Annotated in this window: 20 protein-coding genes and 1 pseudogene; 6 read left to right on the forward strand and 15 right to left on the reverse strand. The window is 72.9% G+C overall.

Annotated elements, in window-relative coordinates; all coding sequences use genetic code 11:
- Positions 1-35: 35 nt before the first annotated feature.
- Positions 36-671 carry a GNAT family protein gene (locus ABZ939_RS11765; protein ID WP_361852115.1) on the forward strand — a complete coding sequence of 212 codons (636 nt, stop codon included), beginning with the start codon at positions 36-38 and terminating at the stop codon, positions 669-671.
- Positions 672-880: 209 nt separating this feature from the next.
- On the opposite strand, the gene ABZ939_RS11770 is transcribed toward ABZ939_RS11765, so the two are convergent.
- Positions 881-2,041 carry a hypothetical protein gene (locus ABZ939_RS11770; protein ID WP_361852118.1) on the reverse strand — a complete coding sequence of 387 codons (1,161 nt, stop codon included), beginning with the start codon at positions 2,039-2,041 and terminating at the stop codon, positions 881-883.
- Positions 2,042-2,178: 137 nt separating this feature from the next.
- Between ABZ939_RS11770 and ABZ939_RS11775 the strand changes: the two genes are divergently transcribed.
- Positions 2,179-2,733: a hypothetical protein gene (locus ABZ939_RS11775; protein ID WP_361852605.1), complete on the forward strand. Its 555-nt coding sequence runs from the start codon at positions 2,179-2,181 to the stop codon at positions 2,731-2,733.
- A 102-nt stretch (positions 2,734-2,835) separates the two neighbouring features.
- Here ABZ939_RS11775 and ABZ939_RS11780 read toward each other — a convergent pair whose 3' ends face one another.
- The 10 genes and pseudogenes from ABZ939_RS11780 to pucL all read right to left on the reverse strand — a co-directional run bounded on the left by ABZ939_RS11780 (position 2,836) and on the right by pucL (position 16,943).
- A complete protein-coding gene (locus ABZ939_RS11780; RefSeq protein WP_361852121.1) occupies positions 2,836-4,599 on the reverse strand; it encodes a hypothetical protein in 1,764 nt (587 codons plus the stop codon).
- 32 nt (positions 4,600-4,631) lie between these two features.
- Entirely contained in the window at positions 4,632-6,281 is a 1,650-nt protein-coding gene (locus ABZ939_RS11785; protein WP_361852124.1) for a serine/threonine-protein kinase, read from the reverse strand.
- Positions 6,278-8,023, reverse strand: coding sequence for an FHA domain-containing protein (locus ABZ939_RS11790; protein ID WP_361852127.1), 1,746 nt, complete (start codon positions 8,021-8,023; stop codon positions 6,278-6,280). Before ABZ939_RS11790 ends, ABZ939_RS11785 begins: the two co-directional genes overlap by 4 nt.
- A 39-nt stretch (positions 8,024-8,062) precedes the next feature.
- Positions 8,063-9,946 (reverse strand): hypothetical protein, encoded by a 1,884-nt coding sequence (locus ABZ939_RS11795; RefSeq protein WP_361852130.1) that lies wholly within the window; start codon positions 9,944-9,946, stop codon positions 8,063-8,065.
- Positions 9,947-10,138: 192 nt separating this feature from the next.
- Complete coding sequence (locus tag ABZ939_RS11800; protein ID WP_361852133.1) at positions 10,139-11,344, reverse strand: VWA-like domain-containing protein; 1,206 nt, start codon at positions 11,342-11,344, stop codon at positions 10,139-10,141.
- A gap of 11 nt (positions 11,345-11,355) precedes the next feature.
- Positions 11,356-12,552 (reverse strand): AAA family ATPase, encoded by a 1,197-nt coding sequence (locus ABZ939_RS11805; RefSeq protein ID WP_361852136.1) that lies wholly within the window; start codon positions 12,550-12,552, stop codon positions 11,356-11,358.
- Positions 12,549-14,606, reverse strand: a complete 2,058-nt coding sequence (locus tag ABZ939_RS11810) for an ankyrin repeat domain-containing protein (RefSeq protein WP_361852139.1) — start codon at positions 14,604-14,606, stop codon at positions 12,549-12,551. The genes ABZ939_RS11805 and ABZ939_RS11810 overlap by 4 nt, the downstream gene beginning before the upstream one ends.
- Positions 14,603-15,757, reverse strand: a complete 1,155-nt coding sequence (locus tag ABZ939_RS11815; RefSeq protein WP_361852142.1) for a gala protein — start codon at positions 15,755-15,757, stop codon at positions 14,603-14,605. The genes ABZ939_RS11810 and ABZ939_RS11815 overlap by 4 nt, the downstream gene beginning before the upstream one ends.
- A gap of 57 nt (positions 15,758-15,814) precedes the next feature.
- Positions 15,815-15,887, reverse strand: a pseudogene (locus ABZ939_RS11820).
- 138 nt (positions 15,888-16,025) lie between these two features.
- Complete coding sequence (gene pucL / locus ABZ939_RS11825; protein WP_361852145.1) at positions 16,026-16,943, reverse strand: factor-independent urate hydroxylase; 918 nt, start codon at positions 16,941-16,943, stop codon at positions 16,026-16,028.
- A 388-nt stretch (positions 16,944-17,331) separates the two neighbouring features.
- Here pucL and ABZ939_RS11830 point away from each other — a divergent pair, with 388 nt between their 5' ends.
- Positions 17,332-17,877, forward strand: a complete 546-nt coding sequence (locus ABZ939_RS11830) for a GNAT family protein (protein ID WP_361852148.1) — start codon at positions 17,332-17,334, stop codon at positions 17,875-17,877.
- A gap of 162 nt (positions 17,878-18,039) precedes the next feature.
- Here the strand turns inward: ABZ939_RS11830 and ABZ939_RS11835 are convergent, their stop codons facing one another.
- Complete coding sequence (locus ABZ939_RS11835) at positions 18,040-19,020, reverse strand: tellurite resistance/C4-dicarboxylate transporter family protein (RefSeq protein ID WP_361852151.1); 981 nt, start codon at positions 19,018-19,020, stop codon at positions 18,040-18,042.
- A 195-nt stretch (positions 19,021-19,215) separates the two neighbouring features.
- On the opposite strand from ABZ939_RS11835, the gene ABZ939_RS11840 reads away from it, so the two are divergent.
- A complete protein-coding gene (locus ABZ939_RS11840; protein WP_361852154.1) occupies positions 19,216-19,944 on the forward strand; it encodes a helix-turn-helix domain-containing protein in 729 nt (242 codons plus the stop codon).
- 32 nt (positions 19,945-19,976) lie between these two features.
- Positions 19,977-20,531 carry a DUF3291 domain-containing protein gene (locus ABZ939_RS11845; RefSeq protein WP_361852157.1) on the forward strand — a complete coding sequence of 185 codons (555 nt, stop codon included), beginning with the start codon at positions 19,977-19,979 and terminating at the stop codon, positions 20,529-20,531.
- Between the two features lie 154 nt (positions 20,532-20,685).
- On the opposite strand, the gene ABZ939_RS11850 is transcribed toward ABZ939_RS11845, so the two are convergent.
- Positions 20,686-21,120 carry an ester cyclase gene (locus ABZ939_RS11850; protein ID WP_361852160.1) on the reverse strand — a complete coding sequence of 145 codons (435 nt, stop codon included), beginning with the start codon at positions 21,118-21,120 and terminating at the stop codon, positions 20,686-20,688.
- Between the two features lie 243 nt (positions 21,121-21,363).
- Positions 21,364-21,870, reverse strand: a complete 507-nt coding sequence (locus ABZ939_RS11855) for an Rrf2 family transcriptional regulator (protein ID WP_361852162.1) — start codon at positions 21,868-21,870, stop codon at positions 21,364-21,366.
- 109 nt (positions 21,871-21,979) lie between these two features.
- Between ABZ939_RS11855 and ABZ939_RS11860 the strand changes: the two genes are divergently transcribed.
- Positions 21,980-22,726 (forward strand): SDR family oxidoreductase, encoded by a 747-nt coding sequence (locus ABZ939_RS11860; protein ID WP_361852165.1) that lies wholly within the window; start codon positions 21,980-21,982, stop codon positions 22,724-22,726.
- A 22-nt stretch (positions 22,727-22,748) separates the two neighbouring features.
- On the opposite strand, the gene ABZ939_RS11865 is transcribed toward ABZ939_RS11860, so the two are convergent.
- The gene (locus ABZ939_RS11865; protein WP_361852167.1) at positions 22,749-22,973 is read right to left on the reverse strand and encodes a hypothetical protein; all 225 of its coding nucleotides are present in this window, start codon (positions 22,971-22,973) and stop codon (positions 22,749-22,751) included.
- Positions 22,974-23,000 lie beyond the last annotated feature (27 nt).

Genomic DNA, 23,000 nt, shown 5'->3' on the forward strand with positions numbered 1-23,000 from the left:
GGTTCACCCGTCCCGTCGGCGCGTAGCATCCGTCCATGATCGAGGATGTGGCAGAGGCCGTGGCGGGACGTGTCGAGAGGGAGGACGGGGAGGCGGGGTCGCTCCGGGAGGTCTGCTGGCGGGGGAGGGGCGTCGCCTTCGCGCCGCTCGACGTCGACGACGCGGAGCTGGTCCACGGATGGCGTGCCGACCCCCTGGCCGCCCATGAGGTCGGCATGTGGCCGCGCTCCCTCTCCGCCGTGCGCGAGCGTATCGAGCGCGACCGCGACGAGCACGACCGCGACGACTTCCTCGTCCTGCTCCCCGACGGCACGCCGATCGGCCACATCGCCCTGATCGACCAGGACTTGGTCGACGGTACGGCCGAGATCATGCTGATGCTGGACCCCGCCCACCGGGGCCGGGGGCACGGCGTGGACGCCGTGGACGCGCTGGTCGACCTGGCCTTCGGCGAACTGCCGATGCATCGCGTCCAAGCCGTCACCCACACCACCAACAGCGCGGCCCTCGGCGTCCTGGCCAGGGCCGGCTTCGTCCAGGAAGGCGTGCGCCGCTCCGCCTGCCTGCACCGGGGCGAGCGGTACGACGTCGCGGTGCTGGCCCTCCTCCGGGACGAGTGGCAGGCACTCACCCGACCTCGCTCCTGGGACATCCCGGTCCCCGGCCAGTGACTCCAGTCGCAGGTCCTCGGTGGTGCTCTCCTTTGGCCGGGCGGTCCCCGATGCCGTGCGTGGACTCCTTCCCCGCCGTGCGATGCGCCGCGCCCGACGCCGCTCGCTGATCCGGCCTGATCGACAAGACGCCTCCTGGCCGCCCGCGGACATGGTCGAGGCCCCGGCACCCTCGTGGAGGGTGCCGGGCCTCGGTCCTTGCCGCTCCCTCAGATCTCGCAGCCGGTCTCGATGTCCGCGCCGGACTCGCCGTCGCAGTCGTCGGTGCCCGCGGCGCCGTTGAGACCGTCGGGGCCGGGGCCGCCCCGCAGGAGATCGTCGCCGTCCCCGCCGCCCAGCCGGTCCGCTCCGCCGGCGTCGCCGATGGTGGCCTCGAGGACCCCGTCGACGTTGTCGCCGAAGATGCGGTCGGCGCCGCCCCGGCCGTTGATGACGTCGGCGGCGGCCGTCGCCCCGGTGGCGTCGCTCGTCACACTGTCGCCGACGAGCACGATCTCGTCCCCGGAGCCGCCCGTGATGTGGTCCCTGCCGGCGCCGACGGCCCGGCCGAAGTGGGACACGTGGTCACCCACCGCACCGAAACCGCCGTCCGGCCCCAGGTCGATGGAGTCGTCGCCGCCCGCGCCGCCGGCGTTCCCGTCGGTGGCTTGGCTGTCCCCGATCGCGAACCCGAAACCACCCGCACCCTCCAGGATCACGTCGTCCCCGGCGCCCTCGGCTTCGAACGTGGCGAACGAGTCTCCGATGACGAGGTCGTGGCCGTCGCCGCCAGTGATGATGTCGTTCCCGCCACCGAAGGCTCTGGCACCGGAGCTGTCGCCGGTGAGGGCGTCGTCGCCGTCACCGCCGTGGAGCGTGTCCGCGGCCCCGCCCTCGGCCCTGGCGCCCGCAGCCACGTTGTCTCCGAACATGCGGTCGTGCCCCCCGCCGCCGGTCAGCCGGTCGCGGCCCACGGAACCGGTCGAACCGCCGTCGGCGGACGGGTCGCCCTCGGCGGGGGAGTCTCCGACGAGCATGTCGTCGCCGAGGCCGCCGTCGACCTGGTCGTCGCCCGTTCCTCCGGCGACGCTGTCGCCGCCGTCACCGCCGAAGAGGAAGTCGTTGCCGCCGAGGCCGCAGATGCTGTCGTCGCCGCCCCCGCCGTCGATGCGGTCACTCCCCGCCGTACCAATGATCACGTCGTTCCCAGGGGTGCCCTGGGTTCCGGTGACCGTGGCCACCGCGCCGAAACACGTGGCCGGCGCTGCGTTCGCCCCACTCGCGGCCGGGCCGACCAGGGCCGCCGCGGCCAGCGCCGGGGCGGTGAGGGCGGCTGCGATCCGCCGGCGCCGTGGGCGCTCGCCGCGGGAGGGACGGTGTGGTCCGTGCATGGCTTTCTCTCCTTCGATGGACACGACTGCGTGGCGCTCACTGTGCGTGCACGGCGCCGGGCTGTAGGCACCCATCGACGGCCCGTTCTGTAAGTTCATCCGATCGGATTCTGATAGGTCGTCACCATGTGGGCTTCATGCCGCCGCGTCAGAGGCGTGCGAAGGGCGTCTGGCAGGATGATCCGATGCTCGATTTCGGCATCGAGGGCTACCAGCCGGTCTGGTTGGACCGTCGCAGTGACGTCGTGAGGGAGCACGGGCAGCGCCTGAGTGGTCTTGCCGGCCGGACCCTGACAAGGGTCTGGATGGTCTGGGACATGCAGGATGACGAGTGGTTCAGCGACTGCCCCGTGCTGTTCGACTTCGGCGGAGAGCAGGTCGAGGTCAATCATCAGAAGCTCGACGAGCTCTCCGTCACGTGGAACACGATCGACACCAGACGTCCGGTGCACTGGCCCGGTTTCCGTCTGCAGTGGCGTCCCGAGGCCCTGCCGGAGGTGCATGCTCTGCGGGGTCTGTCACTCAAGGAGGTCGAACTGCTCGAGTGGACAGGCGCCGACGTGCCGCGGGGGAACATCGACGTCAGCTTCGTCTTCGAGGAGAAGCGTGCGACCGTCTTCAACGCCCTCGACGAGAACGGGTTGAGCTTCAACCCACCCGAGCGGCGACAGCGGTCCCGTCCGTTCCACTGATGCCGTCGAAGTTCAGACTTCGGACGCGCGTCGGTAGGCGTGCCAGGACCGTGACACCGCTGACCCCGGTCTCCACGGAGACCTGCCGGCCGTCGCTGTGCGTCAGGCACAGGAGTAGCTGAACGTGCCTTCCGCCTCGATCGGTGGGCCCGTCGGACGGAGGACCTGAAGGCGGGCGGTGCCCTGGAACAGTCCGGGGCCGCGCACCGTCCACTGGAGGTGGACCGTCACCTCGCGCTCGCCACGGCGGGCCGCGCGGGTCAACTCGCCGGACTTCTGGCCGTCGCTTCGCACCCACCGGTAGGTGATGGGCCCGCCCCGACCATCGGTGGTCACGACGCCGGTCACGTCTGCGGTCTGACCGCAGCTCAGTTGTCGCGTCGGGGTCGTGACCTCGGCCGCCGTCACCGTCGGGCCGGCCGACGGGCGCAGCATCAGCCACAGGACGACGGCGACCGCCGCCAGAACCGCGACCCCTCCGAGCAGGCCGGCTCGCCGCCGGCGGCGCCTGCGCGTGGGAGCGGGCGCCGGAGCCGCCCACAGGGCACGCAGGCTCTCCTCCTCGGTGAGGGGGACGCCGGGGCCGAAGCGCAGCAGGATCTCGCTGTCGTCTCCGCGTTCGGCGGATGCCGGGGTGAGGGGTGGGGCGGGGATGCTCTGGTTCCGTTTGCCGAGGACGGTGGCCTCTGCGTCCGACGCGGCGGCGGCCGGCGCGGCCCGCCCACGCCGGCCGATGACCGTGGCCTCGGCGTCGGCTACGCCGGGTCCGGCCACGTGTGGGTCGGCTACGCCGGCGTCAGCCACGTCGGGTTCGGGCACGTCTGGGTCGGCTACCTCGGGCTCGGCTACGTCGGGTCCGGCCACGTGCGGGTCGGCTACCTCGGGCTCGGCTACGTCGGCGTCGGCTACCTCGGCGTCAGCCGCGTCGGGTCCGGCCACGTCTGGGTCGGCTACCTCGGCGTCAGCCACGTCGGGTTCGGGCACAACGGGTGCGGGTACGTAGGCGTCGGCCACGTCGGCGTCGGCCGCCGTACGGACCGCCCCCTCCGCCCCCTCCGAACCTTCCGCTCCCTTCACCCCGTTCGCGTCGCCGCCCGTCGTCCCGCGGCGGGCCGCCTCCATCAGCTCCGTCAAGGCGGTGGCCGCCGCCGTGCGCAGCGCGGTCCGGCGCAGGAAGTCCTGGGGGAGGGCCGCGCGCCCGGTGGTGAGCGTCGTGCGGGCCGCGGCGAGGTCGCCGGACTCGGCGGTCGCCGAGCAGCGGGCGAACAGGTCCGCCGCCGGTGTGCCCGCCGCCGCCCAGGCGGTGCCGAGCCTATCGGCGAGCGCCGCCCACGCCGTGATGTCGTCGAGCTGGGTGGAGGTCGCAGAGGGGTCGTCGACCAGTGCCGTGGCCAGCGACGTCTCCACGAGCAGAGCGGTGCCGTCCGGGGCGAGTACGACCGAGTCGGGCGTGAGCGAACCGTGGGTCAGGCCGGCCGCGTGCAGGGCGAGCAGGGTCTGCGCGGTCTCGTTGAGCACGCTAGCCGCGCTGCCCTCGTCCAGTCCGGGCGCGCCCGCGGCCAGAAGGTCGGCGACCGTACGCGCCGGCGGGCGCGCGACGATCAGCCACACGTCCCCGGCCTCCGCCACGAGGTCGACCGTGGCCGGCACACCCGGAAGCCGGAGCTTCGCCACCGAGACCACCGCGGCCGCCAGCCGCTGCCGCGCACCCTGCGGAGCGAGCAGGTCGCGGTCGATCCGCAGCACGCCGAGCGGCGGTTCGCCGCCGTTGCCCGGTCCCAGGGCGTGCCAGGTGCCGAACCGCCCGTCACGTGACCAGTCGGACAGGGCACGCCCGGCGACCGTGGCGGGAGTCGGGGGTCTCATCGCGTTCTGTTCTCCTCGGTGGTCGATGTCGCTCAGCACGGCGGCGCGTCCGCGGATGCCGTCTGACGTCCGCTCACGGACTGCGGGCTGCTGCTCACAGCGACGTTCCACGTGCCCCGGCAGGGGTGGCTCGAGAAGTCGCCCTCGAAGGTCAGGGAGTACTGCGTGCTGCCCGACAGTCGGCGGGACTGCGAACCGTAGGGCTCGGCAGGCGTGTTGCGGTAGAACTCCGCGGTCAGCGTCAGCGGCCCGGTGCCGGTGGTACGGACGGTCACATCGGCGATCAGCCGGTAGCCCGGTCCACGGCGCAGGGAACCGATCGAGATCGTGACCGTGCCCGGGGTCGGCGGAGCGGGGGTCGTGGTCGTCGGGACCGGGGTGGTGGGCGTGGGGCCCGGTCCCGGTTCACCGCCCGGGGGAGTGGCCGCGGTCGGTGTGCCGCCCGTCGCCGGGGCCGTCGTCGTTCCGCTCGGCGACGCCTCGGTCGATGCGCTGCCGGACGGCGACCCGCTCGGCGTCGGCGAAGTCGTCACCGCCGTCGGTGAGACCGATGGCGAGGAGGACGACGAGGACGAGGACGACGACGGGGAGGGGGAACCGGACACAGAGGTCCCGGACGGTACGGAAACGGCCACCGTCGTCGTGTCGTCCCCACGGGCTGTCGCCACGGTCACCGCACCGGCGGCCACGGTCAGGGCGGCCACGCCGACGGCCGCCTTCCAGAGGTGTTGCTTCAGGCGCCCCAGTACGGTCAACGCCGGCGTCACCTCGTACACCGCCCCCGTCATCGCGAACGGGAACAACAGGGCGAGCAGGGCGGCGAGTTCGGCGAGCCTGCGGCGCCCGCGCTCCTCCCAGCCCGGGCCGTAACCGTCAGTGGCGGCGCGTTCGAGCGCGGCGAGGAATGCCTCGATCCCCGGCCGGTCCGCCGGGTCCTTGGCCATGCCCTCGCGCAGCAGATCGCGTACCGGATCGGGTACGTCGTCCATCGCGACGGGTGCCCGCAGGTGCTGCAACCGCAGCGCCAACAGGTCTTCGGCGGCGAACGGCCGCCGTCCGGTCAGGCACTCGTAGAACACGGCCGCCGCCGCGTACACGTCGCTCGCCGGCCCCGCCGGCTCGCCGTCCCACTGCTCGGGCGCCATGTACGCGGGCGTGCCCGCGGCCTCCGCCTCACGGCCGGCGCGCACGGCGATACCGAAGTCGGCGAGGGCGCTGGAACCATCGGCGCGGACCAGCACGTTCTCCGGCTTGTAGTCGCGGTGGACCACCCCGGCCGTGTGGGCCGCGCCCAGCCCCAGCAAGGAACCCTTGAGGAGGACGAGAGCCGCCTCGGCACCGGTGGCCCCGTGCGCGCGCAGCAGTTCGCGGAGGGTGACGCCGTCCACCGCCTCCATGACGATCGCCGCGCCCCGCCGGGCTTCCACGTACTCGTACAGCCGCACCACGCACGGGTGGCGCAGGTCGCCGAGCAGCCGCGCCTCGGCGCGGAAGCGGGCCAGGAACTCCCGGTCACCGTGGAGCCGTTCGCTCAGATACTTGACGGCCACGGGCACGCTCGTCGCCTCGTGCCGCGCCAGTACGACACGGCCCCCGGCACCCTGTCCGAGCGTCCGCACCGCTTCGTAGCCCGGAACGGCCCAGCCGCCCGCCCCGTTCGGAACACCTTGCATCTCCGTCATGCCGCCCCCTCCACGGCCGCGCCGTCCACCAGGCGCGCCGGAGTTCCGCTCGCCGCCGCGCGACGCCGCTTCACCACACGTATCAGCCACCGGATCGGCGCCGCCCACACCGGGAACGCCACCAGACCGACGACCACCGCCACGATCACCGTGTCCCACGGCGCGTCCACCCGCCCCTCCAGCCACTCCCCGAGGCGGGAACGCCAGGCCAGCAGAGCCAGCACCAGGAAGCCGTATGTCCCGACGATCACCGCGAGGCCGTACGCGGCCATGCCTGCCTGGCGCGGCCCCGGCCGACGGCCCGCCCGCAGGTCGCGCCACAGCCCCTTGCGGAAGTACGCACTCGCCTCCTCGCGCAGCCGTGGCACGCGCAGCGCGTCGGTGAGCGCCTGATAACCGTCCAGCGGCATCAGCGGATTGAAGTTGTACAGGGTGTTCAGATACAGCCCGAAGGCCAGGTGGAACAGCACGGCCGAGACGGGTCCGACCGGCAGATACGCCGCGCCCACGGCGCACCAGCCCGCCAGGGCCGCGGTCGAGATCGGGCCGGACAGCGCCACCACGACCCGCGACCAGCGGGTGCCGAACCACATGTCGCTCGTGTCCACGAACGCGAACGGCATCCCCATCATGAGCATGAAGCCGCCTCGCCTGACCTTGCGGCCGTACGACTTCACCGCCAGTGCGTGCGCCAGCTCGTGCACCCCCAGGGCCGAGATGTATCCGACGGCCAGCGCCACCGGACCCCAGAACCCGGCTCCGCCGAAGTCCAACAGATGCTGCCGATCCTGCGCCGCGAAGAACGCCACCAGACCGCCGACCAGCGACAGCCACACGAGCGCCACTCCGGTACGGGTGAAGAACCGCCAGCCGAAGCGGCCGTAGAGGCGGGTCACGGCGCCGTCGAGGCCCGGTACGGACACCTCCAGCTTGAGCAGGGAGCGGTACACCGCCCGCCAGAACCGACGCCAGCCCGTGGCCTCCTGCTCGTCCGACTGCCCCGGCAGGCCGCGCAGCAGTCCGGCGCCCGCGAACGACGCGAGTGCGGCCTCGATCCGTGGAAGAGCAAGCTCACCGAAGCGGTCGGCGTAGGCGAACAGCAGGTCCCGCACGGTGTTGTCGCCGTCGATGGCGTTCCAGAGGAATGCCTCCCGCTCGTCCAGCTGGAGGTACACGCCGGTACGCGTGTTGCTCAGCACCCAGGGCGGTTCCCCGCGGCCGCCGTCGGGCACCTGCTTGAGCGCCCAACCACCGCGGCGGCGCGGACGCGCGGTGAGTGGTCCGGTGGCCTCCGGCGCCTCCTCCTCAGGGGCTACGGCCGGCAGCTCGGTGAGCTGTGTGCCGACCACCATGGTCCGGGAGCCGATCCGCGCGTCCCTCGGCTGTTCGAACACCATGCGGACGTCGCCGACGGACAGCTCGGCGCCGTCGGCGAGCCGCGCAGACCCGCCGTGCAGGTTCACGCCGGCGACGGCCGTGCCGTTGAACGAGTCCAGGTCCTCGACCCGGAAGCCCGAGGCGTCACGGACGACACGGGCATGCCGGCGCGACACACTGCCGTCCGGCAGGACGACGTCGTTCTCGGCCCCACGGCCGAGCGTCGTGACCTGACCGGTCAGCGGTACGAGCAGGCCGGGGTCGTCGACGCCGCGCAACTGGGGCGCGGCGAAAGACGTCGGAGCCGCGCCGCGGCGGAGCGTGCCGCAGCGCAGGCAGTACGGGAAGTCGCGCCGAACGTGCACGCGACAGGCATGGCAGAGCATTTCGGTGGTTCCGCCGCCTCAGGAGCCGGTGACGAACGAACCGCCGGACAGGCCGCCGGGTGCGGCGTGGCCGGGGCCCGCCGTGTGGAGGTGGCTGCTGCCGCCGAGGCGGTCGAAGCCCGGGCGGAACACTCCGCCACCCGTACCGTCGGAGTCGGGGGCAGGAGTGTTCGCGCGGCCACCGCCACGGCCGCCTTCGCCGTCGTCGCCACCGCCACCGGTGCTTCCGCCGCCTGTGTCGTCGCCGCCGTCGCCGGGGGTGTTGGGGCCGTGGCCGGGACGCCGTTCGTTCTCCTGGCTGCCGCCGCTGTTGCCACCGTCGCCGCCGCCTTCACCGCCGCCGCCTGTGTCGCCTCCGCCGCCGGTGCCTCCGCCGGTGTCACCACCGCCGCCGTTCCCGCCGCCGTTGCCGCCCTCACCGCCGGGGGTGTTGGGGCCGTGGCCGGGACGCCGTTCGTTCTCCTGGCTGCCGCCGCTGTTGCCGCCGTCACCGCCGCCTGTGTCGCCACCGCCGCCGGTGCCACCGCCGGAGTCGCCACCGCTGCCGTTGCCGCCGCCGTTGTTTCCGCCACCGCTGCCGCCGGACTCACCACCGCCGGTGTTGGGGCCGTGGCCGGGACGGCGCTCGTTCTCCTGGCTGCCGCCGCTGTTGCCGCCGGTGTCGCCACCGCCGTTGCCGCCGCCGGTGTTACCGCCTCCGCTACCGCCGGAGTCGCTACCGCCGTCACTACCGCCTTCACCGCGCTCATAGACGCCGGCGTTGCCGAAGTCACCGGCTCCGCCGCCCGCACTGCCGAAGCCGTCGCCGGGACCGCCGTCGAATCCGCCGCCGTGCCCCCCGAAGCCGTCGCCAACGCCGCCGAATCCGCCCCCGTGGCCCTCGCCGAACCCTCCGCCGAGGCCGCCACCGGGGCCGCCGTCGATTCCACCGCCGTGGCCTCCGAGACCACCACCGTGGCCGCCGAACCCGTCGCCGAATCCGCCCTCGTTGCCGCCCCCGAAGCCACCACCGAGGCCGCCACCGGGGCCGCCGTCGATTCCACCGCCGTGGCCTCCGAGGCCACCACCGTGGCCGCCGAACCCGTCGCCGAATCCGCCTTCGTTGCCGCCCCCGAAGCCACCACCGGGGCCGCCGTCGATTCCGCCGCCGTGGCCTCCGAGACCACCGCCGTGGCCGCCGAACCCGTCGCCGAATCCGCCGCCGGGGCCCTCGCCGAAGCCTCCGCCGAACCCGCCGCCAGGACCGTGGCCGCCGGCACCGAATCCGCCGGGTCCGTCGATCCCCAGGCCGCCGGGACCGCCGTCGATTCCGCCGCCGGCACCGAATCCGCCGGGTCCGTCGATCCCCAGGCCGCCGGGACCGTTTTCGCCGAACCCCGCATCCGTGCCGCCGAGGTCACCGAAGTCACCGAAGTCGCCGAACGCGCCCGAGTCGCCGAGGCCGCCCGGGGTGGCGAGGTCGTCCAAGAGGGAGCCCCCGTCACCCAGGGACGGGTTGGCGAGCGCGTCGCCGAGCAGGCTGCCGACGTCGGCAGCCGCCGCGTCGAGCTCGCCGGCCAGCTCACGAGCGTCACCCGGGTCGACGGCCTCCACGTGCGGCGCCGTGGCGTCGTCGGCCGTGACCTGGTCGGTCGTGATGGGGTCGAAGGACACGTCGTGGTGCGCCAGGGCGTGTGCCGCGTTGCCGAAGAAGAGTGCCGACTTGGACAGGCGCGCGTCGAGCGTCGCCGGACCGTCGGCCGTACCGGTCTCCACGCGGAGCCGGCGCAGCTCGGTGACCTGCTCGGGGGTAAGCCCGAGTCTTCGTGACACCTCGTCGATGTCGCCGTCGAGTTGCTCCGCGAAGGCGGGGTCGACCGCCAGCCGGGTCATGGCATCGCGATAGGCGTTGTTTTCGGTCATGGCCTCACGTTCTCCGTCGGTCTGCGTGTACTCGTGCTGATCCCGGCGGGAAGTGGAGGGTCCCCCTGGTCGGCGGCATGGGTGCCATTCCGGCCATCCCAACCGATGCCTGCACGAACCTTATAGGGGCTGTTGCCCGAGTCGCGCAAGGCCTCAGAGGGCGCCGAACGGCTGCCCGACTGCACGGCCGTCTCAGAGGGTCGGCGTGATCCGTACAGTCTCGGCCCAAGCCGGAGGTTGGGGCGCGTCCTGGCCGATCAGGGCGACGATGAGGCGGCAGGAGACGGGTTCCAGTGGCCAGGGCGTGTGCCCGTCGGTGAGCACGACGACGATGTTCGGTGGTTCGGGCGCGGCGAGCGCCGTCCGGATCCCCACGGTCATGTCCGTCCCACCGCCGCCCGCCAGTTCGACCTGGTCGACGGCGGTCACCCGGGCGACGGCGTGGACGTCGGCGTCGCAGGCCAGCACGGCGACCCGGTTGCCTCCCACCCCGACCTCGCGCAACACCCCCGACACCTCGGCGAGCGCGGCCGCGAGATCGTCCTCGCCCATCGAGCCGGAGGTGTCGACGACGATCGCCACGCGCGGCAGCGGTCGGCGCAGGCTGGGCAGCACCACGCGGCCGCCGAGGGCCGGAGTGCGACGCGACGGGCGCCGGTACGTGTAGTCGACCGCACCGCCCGCCCACGCGGCGGCCTCGCGGACGGCGCCGGTCAGCGCCTTGCGCCAGTCGACGGTGGGCTCCAGCACCTCCTCCGCCCAGCGCCGCCAGCCCGCCGGAATCGATCCCCGGGAGCGCTGGTGGGCGCGGACGGCCTGAGCGGTCTGGCGGCGCAGGGCCTCGGCCTCCACGGGGCCGAGACCGGTCACGCCGTCGCTCTCCCCCAGGTCCCAGGGCGCCGGGACGCCGTGCGCGCCGGATCCGCAGTCCACCGGGTGGAGAGACGTGGCCGGGATGCCGGGCAGGTACTCCTCGAAAAGTCCGCCCTCGGGCAGACCGAACAGGCGCGGCTCCATGCGCCCTTCAGGCAGCCGTAGTCCGTCGGAGACCAGGTCGTCGTTGATCTCGCAGTCCTGGGCGATGTTGACCCGCAGGCGGTCGCGCTGGTCGGCCGCGGGCAGTCGGTCGGCCCGCCCGTGGTGGTCGCGCAGAAGGTGCGACGCCTCGTGGATCCACACCCCGGCCAGCTCGTCGATGTCCGTGGCCTCGACGAAGGCGGGGGCGACGTAGCAGCGCCAGTACCGGTCGACGGCCATGGTGCGCACCTGCCCCGAGGCGACGACCGTCAGGGCGTACAGCGCGGAGGCGAGGTACGGGCGCGCCTCGGCCGCCTTGTAGCGCGCGGCCAGCAGCTTGGCGCGGTCCAGTCCCCCGGACTGCCCTCCGGTGGCGGTCACGGAGCGGCCGGTCAGCGCGCGCCCGGCAGCGCGCCGGCGAGCTGGAGCAGTTCCAGGAAGGCGTCGATCCCGGACGGGATCGGCCACTCGGGCTCGCGCATCGCGGCAAGGTCGCGGGCGGCCCGCGCGGCCACGTCCGGCACTCCGGCGTCCACGGCCTTGGCGAGGACGTCCCAGCCCGCCTCCCAGCGGGTGCGGGTGGGTTCGCTCTGCACGGCGGCGACCACGGCGATGAGGAACGCCAGTTGGCGGTCGCCGCGTTCGGGCAGGGCGAAGGCCGACGGGTCGGCGAGCACCCGGTCGGGGTCGGGCAGGTCGAGGTTCTCCAGGTACGACAGCAGCTCGATGCCGGCCGCCTCGCCGACGGCGCCCATCACGGCGGCGGCCTGCGCCTCGCGTCCGGCGCCGGACGCGTACCCGGCGGCGAGCAGGCGCAGCGCCATCTCCCAGGTGCGCGGGGAGGGCCAGGCACGGCCGCGGCCCTCGGCCTCCTTCGGCATGTGGTGGACCAGGCCGGGGCGGGCGGTCAGGAAGCCGGAGATCACGCCGCGGGCACGGGCGACCGCACCGGAAGTGCGCCCGGGATCCACCGCGGGCAGAACGGTCTCGGGCCACGTGCCTGCCATGCCACGGGCCACGGTGCGCGGGTCGTGCGTCCAGTCGAGGTGGACGAATCGGTTGGCGAGCGGAGGGCTGAGGTGCCAACCGTCGGCCGCGCTGGAAGGCGGGTTGGCGGCGGCGACGATACGTACCGACTCCGGCAGGGCCAGGCTGCCGACCCGACGCTCGAGGACCACCCTGAGCAGGGCTGCCTGCACGGCAGGCGGTGCCGAGGACAACTCGTCGAAGAACAGCAGTCCGTGCCCGGTACGCGCGAGTCGTACGGCCCAGTCCGGCGGGGCCATCGGAACGCCCGAGACGGCCGGGTCGTCGCCGACGATCGGCAGCCCGGCGAAGTCGGACGGCTCGTGGACGCTGGCGACGACCGTCTCCAGGTGCACGCCGAGGGCGGCGGCGAGCTGTTCCATGCCGGCGGACTTGCCGATGCCGGGTTCGCCCCACAGCAGCACCGGCTGGTTCGCCGTCACGGCCAGTGCGAGCGCCTCGAGTTGGGGGTTGCCGACCGGTTCGGTCCGCGTGACACGCAGGCGGGCGTTGAGGGCGTCGGCGGCCGCGAGGGCCGCGGGAACGGAAACGGAAGTGGTCATGCGCGAATGTCCTCGTCCTCTGCTGCGGAGCCGCCCTGACCGTGCCCCCCGAGAACCTGGGCCTCCTCGAACGGGTCCGGCTCGTCGACCGAGTCCGGCTCCTCAAACGGATCCGACTCCTCGAACGGATCGGGCGCGCCGACCGAGTCCGGCTCCTCGAACGAAACCAGGTCCTCGGCCGCCGGCTCCCGGGGCGAAGCCGACTCCTCGAAGGGATCCGACTCCTCGAACGGATCCGACTCCCCGGAGATCTCCGGCTCCTCGAGCGGGTCCGGTTCCGCGGACAGCTCTTCGTCCTCGTCCCACTCGGGCTCGGAGTCCCGCTCGCTCATGTACTCGTCGAACCACTCGGAGCCGATGCCGGGGTGCTCCCTGAGCACCCGGCGACGCAGGAACATCAGGTCGGTCCGTTCGTACCGGCGGATCACCTGGGCGAGGGAGAGCTCCATCTCGTCGGTCACGTCGATTCTGGCGCCGGCGTCGAGGAGGTCCTCGACCAGGGCGGCGGACCCTCCGTAGTGGACGGCGCTCTGGAGCGGGGTGCGGTCCGTCTTGTCCTTCGCCTCCAGGTCGAGCCCGGCGGCCAACAGGCGCGGCAGCAACTCCCGGTGCTCGAGCAGATGGAGGACGTGCAGCAGGCTGCGGCCGGTGCTGTCGCGGACGTGCGGGTCCGTTCCGGCGTCGAGCAGCGCCAGCACGGCGGGGGCGTCCCCGTGCTGGATGTGCTGGAACAGCTCGCGCCGCTGCTCCCGCAGAACGCGCGGCAGCCGCCCTTCGCCGCTGGTCCAGGCGTGCTGGGCGGCGAAGCACCCGCTCACCGTTCCGCCGAAGGCGCGCAGGGCCAGTTCGCGCTGCCGCTCCTGCTCGGTGTGCGGGATGCCGAGCACGCCGTCCTTGGACACGACCTCGTGCCACACGCCGCCGCAGCGGACGCGGACCGGCGCGGGCGGCTTCGGCCCGGGCGGGCCGACGGCGGTTGCCGCCTGCGGGAACAGAGCGGCGGTGACCAGTGGGTGCAGATCCTCGGGCCGGATCCGCCCCGCGCGCAGCAGGCCGATGTCGGGCAGTCGCTGCCAGGCGTATCCGGGCAGCAGGGGAACGCCTTCCAGGCCACGTTCCCGGCCGGAGACGTGCGCCGGGGCGCCCTCGGCGTCCGCGGTGTCGAGTTCGATCTGCAGGTGACCGCGCCAGTCCACGGGGATGTTGAAACGCGTGCCGCGTCCGGCGCGCTCCAGCAGGCGGATCTCGGGGGCCATGCGCGTGAGGTCGGGAGCGACGTACTCGATGAGCTGGGCGACGTCGAGCTCGCGGTAGGAGCGCGGACCCCGCGGCGGGGGAGTGAGGTCGAGGTCGAGTCCCGCGGCGGCGTACGCGTCGGTGTGGGCGCCGCGGGCCTGGAGCACGGCGACCCACTCGGCGCGGGTGGCCGGGTCGGCGTTCCCCGGGTCCTCGACCGGCAGCTCCTCCGCCGTGAGCGGCGTGCCGTCGGCCCGCAGGAAAGGCAGCCGGCCGGAGTCGGCGGGTCCTGCGCTGTACCGCAGTTCGCCGGTGCGGCGGTCGTCCCAGAAGCGGCGGGCGGCGGTCCAGTCCTCGGTGACGTACGTCAGGCCGTGGAGCCGGTCGCGCGCGGGCACGGGACCGAAGTGCAGGGGAAGCCGCTGCGGTCCTCCCAGCATCGGGGAGGTGGTGACCGACAGGACCGGGCCGGAACTCCCGTACGAGGCGAGGACGATCCGCCGGTAGGGAGTGAGCGTGGTGTGACCGCCGAGGTTGCGCGGCAGGTGCCAGCGCAGCAGGTCCGGCACCAGATGGCGCAGGTCCTCGGCCACCCGGGCGGCCACCTCCGGGCCGTACCGGTCGGCGACCCGCTCCGGGTCGAGGCCGTCCGGGACGTCCACCGCGGCAGCGGCGCAGGCGGCCTTCCAGTCACCGGCCAGACGTGCTTCCGTTGCGCGTTCGATCATCCAGCGGGGGACTGCGTACCGGCGGACGCGGGCCCAGACGGAGGCGTCGGCGGACGAGAGGGCCCCGGGCGGCACCGGACGCGGGCTCATCGGTACACGCTGCCGATCGCACGCAGGTCGAGGTGGGTCGGCCGGGCGGGGCGCAGCCGCTCGGCGAAGGACCGCTTCACGCGGCGGGGCAGGCCGGGGCCGAGGCCCACGTACTCGAGGCGGTGCCCGTCGGGCAGAGCGGCGAGCAGGCTCTTCGCTCCCCGGCCGGTGATGCCGGTGTGGCGCAGTTCGAGACGGCGCAGCGGGCTGCCGGGCAGGGCGGCGGCGAGGGCGTGGGCGCCGTCGTCGCCGGTGGCGTTGCCGGTGGAGCCGAGGCTGCGTTCGGACATGGCGCGGCCGAGGTCGAGGGTCTCGATGCCGTCGAGGGCGTCGGCGAGGGCACGCGCGCCCTCGGGGCCGATGCCGTTGCCGCCGAGGCCGAGCCGTACGGGCCGGGCGGGGTCCGTCGCGGCGGCCAGGACGGCGGTGCCCTCGTCTCCGAGGTGGTTGGCCGTCAGGTAGAGCTCGCGGACGCCGGCGTCGCGGACGAGGGCGGCGAGCAGCGGCGCGTCGGCGGCCGTCAGGCCGTTGCCACCGAGGAAGAGCCGTTCGAGCGGGGCTTCGCGACTCAGGAGGGCGTCGAGAACGACCCGTACGCCCGCGGGGCCGATACCGGAGTTGACGAGGTCGAGGGTGCGCAGGGCCGTGTTACGGCGCAGCAGTCCGGCGAGCGTGCGGGCGCCGGTCTCCAGGACGGGGTTCCGCTTGAGCCACAGGGCGCGGACCGTGGTGTCGTCGGCGAGCGCCTCGGCGAGGGCGGTCACGCCCGCCGGGCCGATGCGGTTGCAGCCGAGGTAGAGGGTGTGGATGCCGTGGGAGGCGCCGTTGTTCCGCGCGGCGACCAGGGCGTCGGCGACCGACCGGACACCGTCGTCGCCCAGGGAGTTGGTGCCGAGGAGCAGATGGGCGGCGTGCGGGGAGGCGGTGGCGACGGGCAGCAGCCGGGCGGCGCCGTCGGGGCCGAGTCCCTGCTTGCACAGATCCACCCGACCGTCGGCGCGCAGGGTGCCGAGCGGGAATGCCTCGTCGTCGGCGACGGACCGCGCGTCCATGAGACGGGCCATCAGCGGACCGAGCTCCGCCGGGTCGGCGAGCGGCAGATCCGGGTGCTCGATCGCGGGGCAGCGTACGGGCGTTGTCGGCTGGTTCATCACCACTCCACCGGTCCTCCGCCGGGGCCCGGCGTCCGCGTCGACATCAAGTAGACGCAAGACCGGTCGGATTCGAACCGACGTCCTCCAGCTCGATGCGTGGGCGCGACGACCTCTGCGCTACGGCCTTGCTGCGCACGATCATAGCCACACCCGCACCCGATTTCGATCACCAGTTTGATGCACGTGCCTCGAGTGGCACGGCCGATCGCCGGCGCGCGGTGAAGGGCCCGTTCCTCGATGGACCGAGCCCTTCGCGTGGATCGGCTCAGGCGGTGATCCAGTCACTGGTGGCGATGACCGGCTGCACGCCGTCGCGGTGGATCGTGCCCTCGATCAGGCCGTACATCCGGTCCGCCGCGTAGTAGACCTCGTTGTCGTTCTTCAGACCGAAGGGTTCGAGGTCGACGAGGAAGTGGTGCTTGTTGGGCAGGTTCAGCCGCACCTCGTTGACCGACGGGCAGTGGTCCAGGACCCGCTCGGCCATGGCGTTGAGGGTCTGCTGGAGCGAGTAGCTGTACGTCTCCGCGAACGCCTCCAGCATGTGCCTCTTGGCCTGCTTGTACGAGTGGTCCCAGTCGAAGTCCTCGTCGTCGGCCGCGACCACCGAGTGCGCCCAACGGGCGGTGACCTTGGTCGCCAGGATGCGGTCGTACGCCTCCTTGAGGGTCGTGTACTTGTCCTTGATGAAGCCGTGGAACTCGGAGTTGGTGGAGTTCATGACGGTCAGCTCCTTCAGGCCGGAGATGACCTGGAGCCCGGTGGATCCGCCGTAGGTGATCTGCGCGGTGCGGACCTCCTGGCCTTTGCGGACGAAGGAGTGCTGGTCGCGGCGGGTGGGGACCGGGATGCGGTCCCAGGCGAACTCCTCGATCCGGATCTGCGCCTCGTGGATCACCGGCTGGGAGGTGACGAAGTGCTTGGCGAGCAGGATGCCGAACGCCTCGGGGGACTCGACGCCGTGCTCCTTGGCGAAGGCGTAGACCGTGTTCTTGGTGGTGTCGGTCGGCAGACAGTTGCCGTTGTCGCCGGTCAGGTGGACGTCGCGGAACTCGCCGCGCAGCGCGACCGAGACGTTAAGGTCGCGGATCTCGTGCCACGAACCCTCGTTGCCCTTGCGGGTGATCGCGACGATGCGGTTCTCGGCCTTGCCGTACTGGTTCTGGGCCAGGACGTGCTTGCTCATGGTGCTGCTCCTGCGGGTACGCGGATACATGGATCCCGTACGCCCGGCGTCCAGCGCCGCGTACGCAGCACTCCCCGCCGTCCGGCCTCGCGCCCCGGGCCGCCCCGGGACTGACGCGCATCCCGGTCCGTAGGTGTTGGCAGGGATTGGAGCACGACGCGGGGGTCTCCGGCAAGGGCGACGAGTTCGGTGCTCATCAGGCCGCGGGTGGCCCGCTGCGCGGATCGCGGTCGGAGACGAGCGAGACGATCGCGAGATGGACCTCGACGCAGGTGTCGCGGCGTCCGTACGGCCACTCTCACGTCACGACCCGACCGGGACGATCACGCTGTCCGCCGATGCCGTAAAGCCGTGGACAGCTCTCCGGAGCTGGGCGAGCATCTCCGCGATGAACAACGAACCTCTCTCCGTCCCCAAGTGCGTCCGCTTCGTCGAGCTCAACGCGAAGGCGCTGCGGGCGCTTGCCGACGGTGACCTCGCCGGCGGCAGCACCGAGGCCGGGGTCGCCCTCGACGAACACTTCGTCGGCGACCGGGCCCGCTGGATCTTCGGCTATCGCGCCGACCAACTCGCCAAGGACCCGTCTGTCGGACCCTGGATCGCACGGGCCGCGGTCTCCGAGCCGGACGGAACCGTCGTAGGCGACGCCGGGTTCCACGGACCGCCGGACGAGGCCGGCGTGGTCGAGGTCGGCTACACCGTCGTACCCGCGTACCGTCGCCAGGGCTATGCCCGCGCCATGTTGAGGGCGCTGCTCGTCAGGGCCGCCGCCGAACCCGATGTCAGGACCGTGCGGGCCACGATCAGGTCCGACAACGACGCCTCCCTGGCCACCATCAAGGGCTTCGGTTTCACGCGCGTCGGCGAGCGGGGGAACGAGCGCGACGGGCTCGAGCTCGTCTTCGAGGTCCCGGCAGACGCGATTCAGTCCTAGGTCGTTTCTTTCGGCTCACCTTGGCCGCGCAGCCTCACGATCATGGCCCGCGTCGAGGCGGGCAGCCCACACTGCGGCGGTCGGGGACGGGTCGCTGACGTCGACTCACGGCGCCGCCGGAGGGAGTTCGACGGGCGCCCGAGTTCGCCGCGCTGCCGCCGCTCATGGACTGCCCGGGCGGGAAGCCCGTCCGGGCAGCGCTCGTACTTGCGCGTAGAGCGTGACGAGCCAGGCGATGCTGGCGATCCACAGGAGGACCTTCCCCAGAGTGGTGAGCCAGGCGATGTCCGTGGCCGCCGATGTCGACAGAGAGGCGACCGCCGTCATGCCGAGGGGGAAGACGGTGGCCCAGCGCCGGACGTCGTAGCGCAGGCGTGGGCGCAGCAGTTCGGAGCAGAGGAGGACGACGTACCAGCTGAGGTCTACGGCGAGCAGCACGAGCGTGGTCGTACGCAGCGCGGTGTGGGCCGAGCCGGACCACACGGCTGTGGCGAGGAGCTTGGAACCGGTGAGGGCGGAGATGGCCATGGCTCCGCCGGCCACCCACTGGTCGCCGGCGCCCTCGGTGATCTGCCGGAAGTCGAAGCGGGTCAGGGCGTCCAGGTAGAGCAGTAGTCCGAGGCCGAAGAGGACCAGGGCTGCCCGGGCGAGCCAGTCTCCCGCCGACGGTGCGAGCGTCGCGGCCAGAAGGGCCAGTCCCTGGGTGGCGACGCAGATCAGGAAGACGGCTCCCGGCATGCGGCGCCGCAGATGTCTCAGGACCGCGGTCAACAGCACCACCCAGAGCACGGTGGCCACCGCCAGCAGCACCTCCGCCACGACGGTCCAGCCGAGGAAGGCGATGCGGACGCCGAGTACGGTGGTGGCGGCGACGGCCGTGAGGGCGGGCGGGGTGTCGGCATCGGCCGCCCAGTGGCGTCGGCTGCGCAGCAGACGGGCGGCGAAGTCGCACGCCAGCAGCACCCACACCAGGGCCGCCAGGCACAGCAGGACGCGCGAGAGCGTCTCACGCCCGGTCAGGTGGAAGCCGACCGAGATGATGCCGGTGGCCATCACCACGGCGCCCGCGGCGGGCGACAGCTCCTTCCACGGGCGGGCGGTCGGCGTCGGCGCGTCCACAGAGCGGGCGGTCGGCTCGTTCATGATCCCCATCGCAACGGCTCTCGGCCCGATCCGCCACTCGGACGCCCGCGTCGGACCTATGGCCCGTGCATGGGGCGGGCGCCGGCGAGAGATGGCTGGCACGAGTCGGCTCACGGCCTGTGCCGAGGACGCCGTCGAAGCGCCGGGGCGGTCCACCGTTCTATCTCCAACCTGTGTTGTTCCTAGAATGGCCAGGTGGAGGACATCGACGCGATTGCCATGCTGCAGGATCCGGTGCGGCGCCGCCTGTACGAGTACGTGGTGGCGCAGGGCCGCGAGGTCGGGCGCAACGAGGCCGCCGAGGGGACGGGGGTGGCGCGCACGCTCGCCGCGCACCATCTGGACAAGCTGGCCGAGGCCGGGCTGCTGGAGAGCGGGAGCCGCCGCCTGACGGGCCGCTCGGGGCCGGGGGCGGGACGGCCCGCCAAGGTGTACACGCGGGCGCGGGCCGAGCGGTCGGTGTCGCTGCCCGCCCGCGACTACCGCACCGCCGCCGAGCTGCTCGCCGAGGCCGCCGAGGAAGCCGGGCTGGACGCCGGGCTCTGCGCGGCCGCGCGCCGCCGGGGGGAGGCCCTGCGCGGCTCGGCGGCGCCCTGTGGCGGCCTCGAAGAGGCCATGGAGATCCTGGCCGCCCGCGGCTACGAACCGCATATGGAAGGCGTCGAGGGCGTCGAGGGCGCCGAGGGCGTCCAGGGCGCCGAAGGTTCCGAGGGGGCGACCGAGGCAGCCGCACGCGTTGTTGTTCGTATGCGCAACTGCCCCTTCCACGCTGTCGCCGACCGCTTCCCGCCGCTCGTCTGCGGCATGAATCTCGCGCTGCTGGAAGGGCTGCTCGGCGCGGACGGTCCCGTCCGCGCTCGCATGGACCCCCGGCCGGGGGAGTGCTGCGTGGTGGTCGAGAGCTCTAAAAACAATGGAGATTGACATAGAAAAGAGAGCCGTGCTGGGATGAGGCCATGACCGCATCCACGCATGCCGCCCACCTCGCCCAGCTCAACGTCGCCACGCTCCGCCACCCGTTCGACGACCCGCGCGTGGCCCCCTTCGTCGAGATGCTCGATCCGGTCAACGCCGCCGCCGACGGCGCGCCCGGCTTCGTGTGGCGGCTGGTGGAGGAGGGGGCGGCCGACGCCACCGGCCTTCGCCCGGCGGGCGAGGACGTCATCGTCAACCTGTCGGTGTGGGAGACCCAGGAGGCTCTGTGGGACTTCGCCTACCGCAGCGGGCACCTGGAGGTGATGCGGCGGCGCCGCGAATGGTTCGAACGGCACGTCGAGGCGCACCTGGTGCTCTGGTGGGTCCCCGCCGGGCACCTCCCGACCGTCGGCGAGGCCCTGGAGCGGTTGGCGGACCTGCGGGCACACGGGCCGTCCCCGCGCGCGTTCACCTTCGCCTCCTCCTACACCGCCGACGAGGCAGCCCAGCACCCTCAGGTCGTGCCGGCGACGCAGTCCGAGCAGGCTGCCCCGACCGCGCCGTTGACGCCGACCGGGGACTCGGCGGCGGTCTGACCGTGTCCCGCCGGCCCGGCCTCGGGCGCCGGTCTCGGTCCCGGCCCCGGCCTCGGCCTCGGCAACCGGCCCTGGGCCCGGCGCCTCGGGCCCCGGCCCCGGTCGTCGTGGTTGCCCCGGTCGCGGTGGCGGCCTCGGCGGCCCGCGACCCTGGTCAGGACGGGAGTGCGCCGAGCTGGCGCAGCTGCGCGAGTACGTCGACGATGCCCCGAATCTCGGCGATCCGCCCTTCGGCGAAGCGGAAGATGAAGATCTCGTTGTAGGTGACGGTCTTTCCGGTCGGCGGCAGGCCCTGGTACTCGCCCCGGTGGGTCCCGGTGACCGTGTTCCTGGAGACGACCTTGTCGCCTTCCGTGATCGTCTCCTCGATGGCGACGTGGATGTCGGGGAACGCGTGCAGGAGCACATCCCACACCCGCTTGAGGGCCTCTGCCCCTGTCGCGCCCATCGGTACCGGCGCGTGGAAGAGCACGTCCGGTGCCACGAACTCGTCGATGGCCTTCGAGATGATGTCCGGGTCGCCGCTGTTCACGGCCGCGTGGAAGCGACTGAGTTTCGCTGCGTTGCTTGTTGTCCCAGCTGCCGACATGCGATCTCTCCTCTGTCCGGTGCCCTACGCCGTGTCCTGGACGGCGTCTCGGCAGTAAGACACCGCAGCCGCCGGGAATGTGACGTGGGGTCCGAGCGGGGCTGCGGCTGCGGAGCGCCGATCTCACGACCGTCACCGCCGTGAGCGTCCTCGCGGTCGCCCCGTGGGCCGCGGCTCCGGAGTGCGCCTCGGCGGCTGATGACCCCACTACTCCTGGGAGCCGTCCGAGGCCTGCGTGCACCCCTAGGCGCCGTCGGCGCCTGCGTGCGCGTCGGGTCCCGCGGTCAGCCAGGAGCCGATTCCCGGGAGCGCGTCCGGCCCGCTGTCGCCCTCCACCGACGTGACGAGATCGGCGATGGTGATCCCGGCGAGCGAGGCCCTCCACGCGGCTTCCGCGGCCCCCATCGCCCGGGCGATGGGACACGGCTTCGTGCACTTCTCCGGTGGGGTCGCGAGGGGACCGCGTTGGCGGATCTCGGTACAGACGAACGCCGGATCGGGCCCGTCGACGGCCTGCACCACGTCGAGCAGGGTGATCTCGGCGGCCTGCCTGGTCAGCACGTATCCGCCGGTCTTCCCCTGTACGGATCGCACCAGCCCCGCCCGCGACAGCGCCTGCATCTGCTTGGCCAGGTAACTCGGCGACACGTCGTGCAGCTCCGCCAGTCGGGCCGCAGGCACCGGTCGGCTCGCCGCAGTCAGGACGACACAGCAGTGCAGTGCCCATTCCACGCCACCGGACAGTTTCATGCCGCCTCCCCTTTTGACTCGGACATAGAGTATCCGAGTATTATCTCGGACATCGGGTATCCGAGTTTGCGTCCCGGGGCCGTGACCGGCCCATGAAGGAAGGCACACCATGAAGATCACCGTCATCGGCGGCACCGGCCTCATCGGCTCCCAGCTCGTCGCCACGCTCCAGAAGGCCGGCCACGACGTGGTCCCGGCATCCCTGTCCTCGGGGGTCGACCTGCTCACCGGCGCCGGCCTGGACGAGGCTCTCGCCGGCGCCCACACGGTCGTCAACGTGACCAACTCCCCGACCTTCGACGACCAGTCCCTCGCCTTCTTCCGCACCACCGTGAGCAGCCTGCTCCGTGCGGGCGAGCGGGCCGGAGTGCGCCACCAGGTCGCCCTCTCGATCGTCGGCGTGGACCAGGTCCCCGAGCTGGACTACTACCGCGCGAAGGTGCTCCAGGAGGACCTGCTGCGCGAAGGCCCCACCCCGTACTCGATCGTCCGCGCCACCCAGTTCTTCGAGTTCATGGACGCGGTGATGTCCTGGACCGCGGTCGACGGAGTCGTCCGCCTGCCCGCCACACCCCTGCAGCCGATCGCGTCGGCAGATGTGGCCGACGCCCTCGCCGACGTCGCCACCGCGGCGCCTCTCAACGGGACGCTCGACGTCGCCGGACCCGACGTCCTCGCGCTGGACGAGATCGGCCGGATCACCCTCGCCGCCCACGGCGACAACCGCCGCGTCGTCACCGACGACCAGGCGGGCATGTTCGCCGCCGTCCGCGGCGACGTCCTCACCACCGGCCCCGACGCCCGTCGGGCCGCCACCCACTACCGGGACTGGCTGAGCGCCACCCTCGCCGGCTGACCGGCGCGTCTGCCCGCCGCCGTCAGACGCGGGTGTGGAGGGAGGCGGCCCACAGGGAGGGTGTGTGCCGGGGCACCGCCCACGCACGTTCCGGCCGACGTCGTGCAGCGCGCGCCGCGAGATCGGTGTCGAGGTGGCCGCCGTCGGTGGTGAGCCCGCCGTAGAAGGAGGCGGCGACGGTCAGGCTGAGGGCGGTGCGACGTCCACCGGCATGACGGTGTACGTCCTCGGCTGCTCCGGCTTGCACGGCGGCGGCGACGGTCTCATAGTCCGA

The organism is Streptomyces sp. NPDC046712, assembly GCF_040645695.1.
Classification (GTDB): Bacteria; Actinomycetota; Actinomycetes; order Streptomycetales; family Streptomycetaceae; genus Streptomyces.

What these genes read in the sequence shown, in the direction of transcription:
- ABZ939_RS11765 (WP_361852115.1), top strand. Translation starts at nt 36, where the DNA reads ATGATCGAGGATGTGGCAGAGGCCGTGGCGGGACGTGTCGAGAGGGAG.
- ABZ939_RS11770 (WP_361852118.1), bottom strand. Translation starts at nt 2,041, where the DNA reads ATGCACGGACCACACCGTCCCTCCCGCGGCGAGCGCCCACGGCGCCGG.
- ABZ939_RS11775 (WP_361852605.1), top strand. Translation starts at nt 2,179, where the DNA reads ATGCCGCCGCGTCAGAGGCGTGCGAAGGGCGTCTGGCAGGATGATCCG.
- ABZ939_RS11780 (WP_361852121.1), bottom strand. Translation starts at nt 4,599, where the DNA reads ATGAGACCCCCGACTCCCGCCACGGTCGCCGGGCGTGCCCTGTCCGAC.
- ABZ939_RS11785 (WP_361852124.1), bottom strand. Translation starts at nt 6,281, where the DNA reads ATGACGGAGATGCAAGGTGTTCCGAACGGGGCGGGCGGCTGGGCCGTT.
- ABZ939_RS11795 (WP_361852130.1), bottom strand. Translation starts at nt 9,946, where the DNA reads ATGACCGAAAACAACGCCTATCGCGATGCCATGACCCGGCTGGCGGTC.
- ABZ939_RS11805 (WP_361852136.1), bottom strand. Translation starts at nt 12,552, where the DNA reads ATGACCACTTCCGTTTCCGTTCCCGCGGCCCTCGCGGCCGCCGACGCC.
- ABZ939_RS11810 (WP_361852139.1), bottom strand. Translation starts at nt 14,606, where the DNA reads ATGAGCCCGCGTCCGGTGCCGCCCGGGGCCCTCTCGTCCGCCGACGCC.
- ABZ939_RS11815 (WP_361852142.1), bottom strand. Translation starts at nt 15,757, where the DNA reads ATGAACCAGCCGACAACGCCCGTACGCTGCCCCGCGATCGAGCACCCG.
- pucL (WP_361852145.1), bottom strand. Translation starts at nt 16,943, where the DNA reads ATGAGCAAGCACGTCCTGGCCCAGAACCAGTACGGCAAGGCCGAGAAC.
- ABZ939_RS11830 (WP_361852148.1), top strand. Translation starts at nt 17,332, where the DNA reads ATGAACAACGAACCTCTCTCCGTCCCCAAGTGCGTCCGCTTCGTCGAG.
- ABZ939_RS11835 (WP_361852151.1), bottom strand. Translation starts at nt 19,020, where the DNA reads ATGAACGAGCCGACCGCCCGCTCTGTGGACGCGCCGACGCCGACCGCC.
- ABZ939_RS11845 (WP_361852157.1), top strand. Translation starts at nt 19,977, where the DNA reads ATGACCGCATCCACGCATGCCGCCCACCTCGCCCAGCTCAACGTCGCC.
- ABZ939_RS11850 (WP_361852160.1), bottom strand. Translation starts at nt 21,120, where the DNA reads ATGTCGGCAGCTGGGACAACAAGCAACGCAGCGAAACTCAGTCGCTTC.
- ABZ939_RS11855 (WP_361852162.1), bottom strand. Translation starts at nt 21,870, where the DNA reads ATGAAACTGTCCGGTGGCGTGGAATGGGCACTGCACTGCTGTGTCGTC.
- ABZ939_RS11860 (WP_361852165.1), top strand. Translation starts at nt 21,980, where the DNA reads ATGAAGATCACCGTCATCGGCGGCACCGGCCTCATCGGCTCCCAGCTC.